Origin of the sequence: Paraburkholderia elongata, assembly GCF_013177735.1 — a bacterium.
GTDB classification, from domain to species: Bacteria; Pseudomonadota; Gammaproteobacteria; order Burkholderiales; family Burkholderiaceae; genus Paraburkholderia; species Paraburkholderia elongata.
The window spans coordinates 1-8,571 of sequence record NZ_WOEZ01000138.1 but is presented as its reverse complement, the minus strand read 5'-3'; the positions used below and the strand labels follow the sequence as shown (position 1 = coordinate 8,571).

Below are 8,571 nucleotides of genomic sequence, written 5' to 3'. Positions count from 1 at the left end.
CGCCCATTCAGGAAAAAGCCTTCCGCCTGCTGAACGTCAACCCTGCCTGTACCCAGTAAACATCCCGCCTTCGCACACATAAGAGTGCGAAATCAATAGCTTATGTTTCGGCATGGTCAAAGTTCGGATTAACGCACTCAGGAAGTTCAGCCTTAAGGTGGGGACCGCCGCGCCGGATCGGCGGTGGTCCCACAGAATTGGAATGCGTGCCGGGATGACATGCCGAGCATGATGAACGCGCCGGCAGTCGAGCACCGGCCGCTGTGCGCCGCCGGCGCTCAACCTACCGATTCATGCTCGAGCACGCCGCCTTTCGCGCGCCGCTTCGCCAGCCAATTCGACAGACGGTCGAACCACAGGTGCACCACCGGCGTCGTGAAGAGCGTCAGCATCTGCGAAACGATCAGGCCGCCAACAATCGCGATGCCGAGCGGGACGCGCAATTCCGCGCCCGCGCCATGACCGAGTGCGAGCGGCAGCGCGCCAAACAGCGCGGCGAGCGTCGTCATCATGATCGGCCGGAAGCGCAGCACGCATGCCTGACGGATCGCCTCGCGCGGCGATAAGCCTTGCTCACGCTCGGCCACGAGCGCGAAGTCGATCATCATGATGGCGTTTTTCTTCACGATGCCAATCAACAGGATGATACCGATCATCCCCATGATCGAAAGATCCTGGCCACACAGCATCAACGCAAGCAATGCCCCCACTCCCGCCGAGGGCAGCGTCGAAATGATGGTGAACGGGTGAATCGCGCTCTCGTACAGAATGCCGAGAATCAGATACACCACGACGAGCGCCGCCGCGATCAGATACGGTTCGCTGGAAAGCGACGCCTGGAACGCCTGTGCCGTGCCCTGGAACGACCCCGTCAGGCTGTCCGGTTTGCCTGCCGCGACTTCGGCCTGGTGAATCGCCGTCACGGCATTGCCGAGCGATTGCCCCGGCGCCAGATTGAACGAGATCGTCACAGCCGGGAACAACCCCTGGTGATTCACCGAAATCGGCGACACGTTGTTTTCGATCTTCGCCAGCGTGTTGAGGGGCACCAGTTCATTCGTCAGCGGCGAACGCACGTAGAGGTGCGCGAGCGCGTCGGTGGTCAACTGGAAGCTCGGATCGACTTCCTCGACGACGTGGTACTGATTCAGCTGCGTGAACAGCGTGGCAATCTGCCGTTGGCCGAACGCGTCGTAGAGCGTGTCGTCAATGGCTTGCGCGGTAATGCCGAAGCGCGAGGCGGTACTGCGGTCGATCACGAGCGTCGCGCTGGTGGCGGCAGCTTGCTGGTCGGAGGTGACGTCGGCGAGTTGCGGCAGCTTCGACAGCTTGTCGGTCAGCACGCCTGCCCAATGATTCAGTTCGCTGATATCCGGGTCTTGCAGCGTGTACTGATACTGCGCGGCGCTGATACGGCCACCCACCTGAATATCCTGGCGGACCTGCATCGACAATGAAATGCCCATCACCTTCGCCAACTGCGGCTTCAGGCGATTGAGGACCTGCCCGGCGCTGTCCTTGCGCTGACCGAACGCCTTCAGGTTGATCATCACGCGGCCCTGGCTCACGGTCGGATTCGCACCCATCCAGTAGTAGACGTTATCGACGGCGGGATCGGCTTCGATGATATTGCCCAGTTGCTGCATTTTCAAAGACATCGCGCGCGGGGAAATATCCGGCGCGGCCTGCGCGACACCCATGATCAAACCGGAGTCTTCCTGCGGGAAGAAGCCCTTCGGGATCACGACGAACAGCGCGATCGTCGCGACGATCGTCGCAATCGTCACACCTAGCATCAGTTTCGGCCAATTCAACACCCAATCGAGACCACGCTCGTAACGCCGCTCCACCGCGACGAAGCCTCTTTCGAGCCACGCTTCGAGCTTGCGCATGCGCCCTGCGTCATCCGGCTCCGGCAAGCGGATCAGCCACGCGCATAGCATCGGCGTGACGGTCAGCGAGACCAGCGCCGACATCAGGATCGCCGCGCTCACCGTCACCGCGAATTCGCGGAACAAGCGTCCGACAATGCCGCCCATCAGCAGGATCGGAATGAACACCGCGATCAGCGAGATCGTCATCGAGACAATGGTGAAGCGCACTTCCATCACGCCGAGCAGCGCGGCTTTCATGCGCGGCACGCCTTCTTCGACATGCCGCATCACGTTTTCGATCACGACAATCGCATCGTCCACCACGAAGCCCACTGCGATGGTCAGCCCCATCAGCGACAGATTGTCGAGGCTATAGCCGAGCAGATACATCACGCCGAATGTAGCGACCAGCGACAAAGGAATCGTCAGGCTCGGAATGATCGTCGCCCACACGTTGCGCAGAAACGAGAAGATGACCATCACGACAAGCGCGACCGTCAGCATCAGCGTGAATTGCACGTCGTGCACCGACGCATTGATGGTTTGCGTACGATCGCCCACTACGTTCAGATGCGCGGCGGCGGGCAGCGTCGCTTCGAGTGCCGGCAGCTTCGCCTTGATGTTGGCGATCGTCTGCACGACGTTGTAGCCAGGCTGCTTGTGAATATCGAGGATGATCGCGCGTTCGTGCTGAAGCCACGCGGCCTGCTGGTTGTCTTCGGCGGCGTTCAGAACGGTGCCGAGATCGGATACGCGAATCGGCGCACCATTCTTGTACGCGACCACCAGATCGCGATACGCCGAGGCGGTTGTGATCTGGTCGGTGGCGTTGAAAATCACCGAGCGATCCGGGCCGTTGAGGCTGCCCTTCGGCGCATTCACGGTCTGCAAGCCGACCATCGAGCGCACGTCTTCCAGCGTGAGGCCGCGTGCGGTGAGCTTGTCGGGATCGAGCTGAATACGCACGGCAGGCCGCTGCTCGCCGTGGAAATCGACGAGACCCACGCCTGGCAACTGCGAGATCTGCTGCGCCAGATAGTCTTCGGCGTAGCTGTCGAGTTGCGTGAGCGTGAGCGATGGCGACGTCAGCGCGAGTGACAGCAAGGTGAAGTCGGCCGGGTTGACCTTTTCATAGGTCGGCGGGTTCGGCAGATTCTTCGGCAGCGTGCCACCGGCCGCGTTGATCGCCGTTTGCACGTCCTGCGCCGCGCCGTTGATATCGCGCGACAGATCGAACTGCACGGCGATGTTGGTGGTGCCCAGCGAGCTCGACGACGTCATCTGCGTAATGCCCGCGATCAACGAGAGTTGTCGCTCAAGTGGCGTCGCCACCGATGTCGCCATGGTCTCCGCACTCGCGCCCGGCGACTTCGCCACGACCTGAATGGTCGGGAAATCGACTTGTGGCAAGGGCGCGACCGGCAGCAGAAAATACGCCACTGCGCCGGCCAGCAGCACCGCGATGGCAAGAAAACTGGTCGCAATGCGCCGCTTGATGAACCGTTCCATCAGGCTCATGACGGATTGTCCTGGTTAGCCTGGCTGCCCGCCGAATTTGCATTGGCCGGTGCCTCGGCCACCGCCGGCACGGTGGTCGCCGCCACGCGCACGCCTGGGTTCAAGCGGCTTTGTCCATCGAACACAACCAGATCCTTAAGGGCGATGCCACTGCGAATCTCTGTCATTCCGTCGACCGTCACGCCGGTTTGCACCGAACGCATCTGCGCCGTGCCTTTCGCATTGATCACATACAGCTGCGTGCCGTTCTGCGTGTTCACCACCGCGCGGCTCGGCACGGCGAGCCGCTGCGTATCGGTGCGCAACAGCACGCGCGCATTCACCAGTTCGCCCGGCCACAGCTTGCGGTCCTTGTTGGTGAACGACGCCTTGAGTTTGATCTGACCGGTAGTGGGATCGACCGTACTGTCGATGAACACGAGCGTGCCGTCGGCGAGCGCTGTGCTGCCGGAACGCGTGGTGACGTTCACCGCCAAAGGCGCGGCCGCCTGATTCGCGAGCAAGTCGGGCAGCACGTCTTGCGGCACGGAGAACAGCACCGTGATCGGCTCCATCTGCGTAACGGTGACGATGCCGGTCGTGTCGGTGGGATGCACGATCGCGCCGATGTCGGCCTCGCGCGCGCCGACGCGGCCGGTGAACGGCGCGAAGAGCGTGGTGAAGCTCAGTTGCAGGCGGTCGCTCTGCACCAGCGCTGCGTCTGCCGCGACAGTGGCGGCGAGTGCTTCGACTTGCGCCTTCGCGGTGTCCACAGCCTGAGTGGTCGCCGCGCCGATGCCGACCAGCTTCGAGTACCTGGCGAGATCGAGCCTCGCGTTATCGAGCGAGGCCTGGTCCTTGCGTTGCGCCGCTTCGGCTTGATGCAATTGCGCGGTGAGCGGGCCCTGGTCGAGTTGGGCGAGCAACTGCCCTGCCTTCACATCCTGCCCTTCAGTGAAGGCCACGCGCTGCAACTGGCCGTCCACACGCACCTTGACGTCCACGGTATTGAGCGCCAGCACCGTACCCACGGCGGCCACGCGAATCGGAAAGTCGCGGTTCACCGGATGGCCGGCGTTGACCGGCACCGCAGCCGCGGGCTTCACGGCCGGATGCCTCGGCCATAACCACGCGACAAGAATCACGACAAGGACAACGAACGCCACCACGAGCGGCGCGCGACGGCGCGCGCGGGGCGCCTCGTGGTTCGGAAGGTCAGCAGGTTTCATGAGCGGGAAGGCGTAGAAGTGGAAGCAGCGCTGCTATCGGTCACGCCGAAGCCGCCGCCGAACGCGCGAAACAGGCTCACCGACGCTTGCAGGCGCGCGAGCCGCGCCTGCACCAGCGTGTCTTCGGCTTGATAGAGCGTGCGTTGGGCATCGAGTACGGTCAGAAAGTCGACGGTGCCGAGCTTGTATTGGGCTTGTGCGAGCGTGGCGGCTTTGCGGGCGGCGTCGGCAGCGGTCTGGTCGGCGGCCTCCGCGAGCTGCTGCTGTTGCGCCGCCGAGAGCGAATCCTCGACGTCCTGCAGCGCAGTCACCACGGCCTGCCGGTAGTCGGCAACACCTTTTGTTTCGGCGGCCTGGCTCGCGTGCAGCTGACCACGCAGCGCGCCGCCGTCGAACAGCGGTGCGGCCAGCGAGGTTGCGAGGCTTGCAAACGGACTCGACAGGAAATGCGAAAGCGACTTGCTGCTGAGGCCGCCGTCAGCAGTCAGCACGATGTTCGGCAAAAAGGCCGCGCGTGCCGCGCCGACGCTCTCATTAGCCGATTGCAACTGCGCTTCCTTCGAGCGGATATCGGGGCGCGTTTCCAGCAGGCTGGCCGGCAGATTAGGCCGCGGTTGCGGAATGGCGATGTCGGCGAGCGCGGCATCGTTCACCGTGAACTGCTCGGGCGCGGTGCCCACCAACACGGCGAGCGCATGGATGCTGATGTCGAGTTGCTGCTGCAGCGCCGGCACCGCCGCCTGGAAGGTAGCGAGCGCGTTGCGCTGCTGCTGCACCTGCAGCTCGGTCGCGACGCCCGCCTCCTGTTGCGCGAGCAGCAATTGCAGAATGTGCGCGGCATCGTCGGAGATGGACCGTGCGATCGCCAGACGGCGGCGCAGGCTCTGCACCTGGAAATACGTGTCCGCCACCGACGCGGTCAGCGTCAACGCCACCGTATCGCGATCGAACTCGGACGCGCGTGCGAGCAGGTCCGCCGCGCTGGCGTTGGCGGCGTTGAAGCCCCAGAAATCGACCTCGTAACTGGCTTCGGCGAACAGGCTCTGGGTCTTGGTGGTCGAGCCACGCCCTTGGTGACTGCGGTCGAAGGTAGCGCCGAGCGTCAGCGACGGATACTGCGGCGCGCCGGCTCTCTCGGCATTGCCGCGCGCCTGTTCGACGCTCGCAATCGCGGACGCCAGCGTGAAGTTGTTGCGCAGACTGCGATCGACCAACGCATCGAGCGCGGGGTCGTGATATTCGCGCCACCAGCCGCTCCTGACGGGAACGGTATCGGCGAGTGACGCACTCGCCGCGCCGTCGAAGCGCTGCGCGAGCGGCGCACTCGGCCGCCGATAGGCCGGCACGAGCGAGCACCCGGCCAGCACCGCGACACCCAGCGCGCAGATTGCGGCACGCACGGTACACGCGGCACATGCGGCAGCGCGCACCGCCAGACGAGGCGCACGAGGACTGACGACGCGCGAGACCGGCGCCGAACGGGACAGCCCTGACATTGGAGAACGCTCCGGCAACATGGGAATCTCGCCAGATTAGTCAGCGGGTCCTGTCGGCGCTTTCGCCCAATGATGAAAAAAATTTAATGCGCCGCAATACGCAGTCGGAGCGCACGTACACGGGGGATGAACAAGGTACGCGCGAATTCCTATCATAAGCGTCCGGGTTATATAAACCGGAAAGATCATGCCGTCGACGGAGTAGATTATTGTTTTGATCGCACCCCCGGTGTCTGACATGGGAGAGAATCATGAACAGCCGTTACCCGGTTTCGCTGGCAGTCGCTGCAAGTCTTGCTGTCTCATTCGCGTTTGCCCCAGAAGTCATGGCACAGACAGGCGCCCCCGGGACGAAGCAGAGCCAGGATGCACAACGGAAAGCCGAACAAAAGGCTCGCAGCGCAAAAAAGAACCCTCACCAGAAAGTCGCGCCTCAAAAGGCTGGAAGCGCCGTGCCAGCATCGAGTCAATGATTCAGGAACGGCACGTTGGCGCCGACGAGCGCCAACAACACGATAAACCAGCCTGCTGCCGACATTACAGCGGCAGTGTGTGCGAGATAGCCTGCAGGCAGGCCGTCATCAGCGGACCCGGAACGATGCCGAGCACCAGCACGGCCACGCCGTTCAGCGCAAGCAGCGTGCGGTTGCAGGCGCCGGCCGAGATCGGCGTCGTGTCCTGGGGCGCGTCGAAGTACATCAGCTTGACGATGCGCAGGTAGTAGAACGCGCCGACCAGCGACGTCATCACGGCCAGCACCGCGAGCCACGTCAGACCGGCGTTCACCGTCGCTTCGAGCACGGCGAGCTTCGCGTAGAAGCCGACCGTCGGCGGAATGCCTGCGAGCGAGAACATCATCACCATCATCACGAACGCGAAGATCGGGCTGCGCTGGTTGAGACCCTTGAAGTCGTCGAGCGTTTCGGCTTCGAAATCGCGGCGTGCGAGCAGCATAATCAGGCCGAACGTACCTGTCGTCGTAACCAGATACACGATGCTGTAGAACATCGCCGAACCGTACGCGCTAGCCGCGCCACCGGCCTTGCCGTCGACAACGCCCGCCAGCAGACCGAGCAGCACGAAGCCCATGTTCGAAATCGCCGAGTAAGCCAGCATCCGCTTGATGTTGCGCTGGACGATACCCGTGATGTTGCCGACGATCATCGATAGCGCCGCGAGAAGCACGAGCATTTCCTGCCAGTCAACGGCGAGCGGCAGCAGACCCATCACGAGGAAGCGCAGGCCCCACGCGAACGCCGCGACCTTCGGACCGCCGCCGACGAAGAGCGTCATCGCGGTCGGCGCACCCTGATAGACGTCCGGCACCCACATATGGAACGGCGCCGCGCCCATCTTGAATGCAACGCCTGCGACGATGAAAACCACGCCAAACAGCAGCACGGCATCGTTGATGCGGCCCGAAGCAACCGCCTTCAGTACCTCGTTCAGTTCGAGCGAGCCCGTCGCGCCGTAGAGCATCGAGATGCCGTACAGCAGGAAACCCGTAGCCAGTGCGCCAAGCACGTAGTACTTCATCGCCGCTTCGCTCGATTGCGCGACGTCGCGCCGCACCGCGACCATTGCGTACAGCGACAGCGACATCAACTCGAGACCGAGGTACAGCATCAGGAAGTGGTTGCCCGAGATCATGATCAGCTGGCCGAGCAGCGAGAACATGCCGAGCAGGAACACGTGGTCGCGGAACAGGTCGCGATCTTCGAGATATCTACGCGAATACACGAGCGAGGCAGTGAAGCCAAGCGACACGACCGCCTTCATCACGCTGGCGAATGAATCGATCACGATCATCCGCGAGAAGAAATAGTACTGGTGCGAATCGAATGACTGGATCGCGAACCACACGCCCGCCGCGGTCGACGACAGGAGCGCGATGAGGTAAGTAAGACGCCGGTTCGTTGCTTCGGAGCAGAAGTCTCCCACCCGGGAGGCGATCGCGATCGCGAGCACTACCAGCGCGTCGGGCAACAGCACATGTGCGTCTTGCATGATCATTATCGCCCTTATGAAATTAGGTTAGCTTATGATCATCGTGATGTTGTGTGACCATTGTCTTCACCTTTTCGGTCTTGATCCAAACATTGTGGAAGATAAGCCGCCAGTTTCCTGTCTACTACAAGGAAGACCAGCTCCATCGCTATTGGACGCACACCAATTGGACTTTAGGCCAATTGCGCGGGGTATGGAACAGTCGGTTTCCATAGGATTGATCTTCGCGTTCGGCGATCAGCCCCTGTATGACTGGCGGGTAAGACCAAAGTCCAATGGCGCTTGTTGAGCACAGAATCTAGATTTCAAGAGTCCGAGCAGGCTGCGAAGAGTTGATGCACGGCGCGATCAAATTTGAAGTGCAACACCTTCCTCGTGTAAGGTGCGCACATGCAAAAAAGAAGAACGTATCAACAGCTTCAGCCTGAAGAGCGCATGACCATTGCAAGCCTGAAGCAGCAGGGTTCG

At 62.2% G+C, this 8,571-nt stretch carries 4 protein-coding genes and 1 pseudogene; all 5 read right to left on the bottom strand.

What is annotated here, in order from left to right; translation table 11 throughout:
* Positions 1 to 278 precede the first annotated feature (278 nt).
* A complete protein-coding gene (locus GNZ13_RS25175; protein WP_172169345.1) occupies positions 279 to 3,392 on the bottom strand; it encodes an efflux RND transporter permease subunit in 3,114 nt (1,037 codons plus the stop codon).
* Positions 3,389 to 4,600, bottom strand: coding sequence for an efflux RND transporter periplasmic adaptor subunit (locus tag GNZ13_RS25170; protein WP_172169342.1), 1,212 nt, complete (start codon positions 4,598 to 4,600; stop codon positions 3,389 to 3,391). Before GNZ13_RS25170 ends, GNZ13_RS25175 begins: the two co-directional genes overlap by 4 nt.
* Positions 4,597 to 6,096, bottom strand: a complete 1,500-nt coding sequence (locus GNZ13_RS25165; protein ID WP_172169339.1) for an efflux transporter outer membrane subunit — start codon at positions 6,094 to 6,096, stop codon at positions 4,597 to 4,599. The genes GNZ13_RS25170 and GNZ13_RS25165 overlap by 4 nt, the downstream gene beginning before the upstream one ends.
* Before the next feature lie 472 nt (positions 6,097 to 6,568).
* Positions 6,569 to 6,670 (bottom strand): annotated as a pseudogene (locus tag GNZ13_RS52675) (DUF2818 family protein); the annotation flags it as partial.
* Positions 6,634 to 8,103, bottom strand: coding sequence for an NADH-quinone oxidoreductase subunit NuoN (nuoN, locus tag GNZ13_RS25155; RefSeq protein ID WP_172169336.1), 1,470 nt, complete (start codon positions 8,101 to 8,103; stop codon positions 6,634 to 6,636). The pseudogene GNZ13_RS52675 and the gene nuoN, both read right to left, overlap by 37 nt.
* Positions 8,104 to 8,571 lie beyond the last annotated feature (468 nt).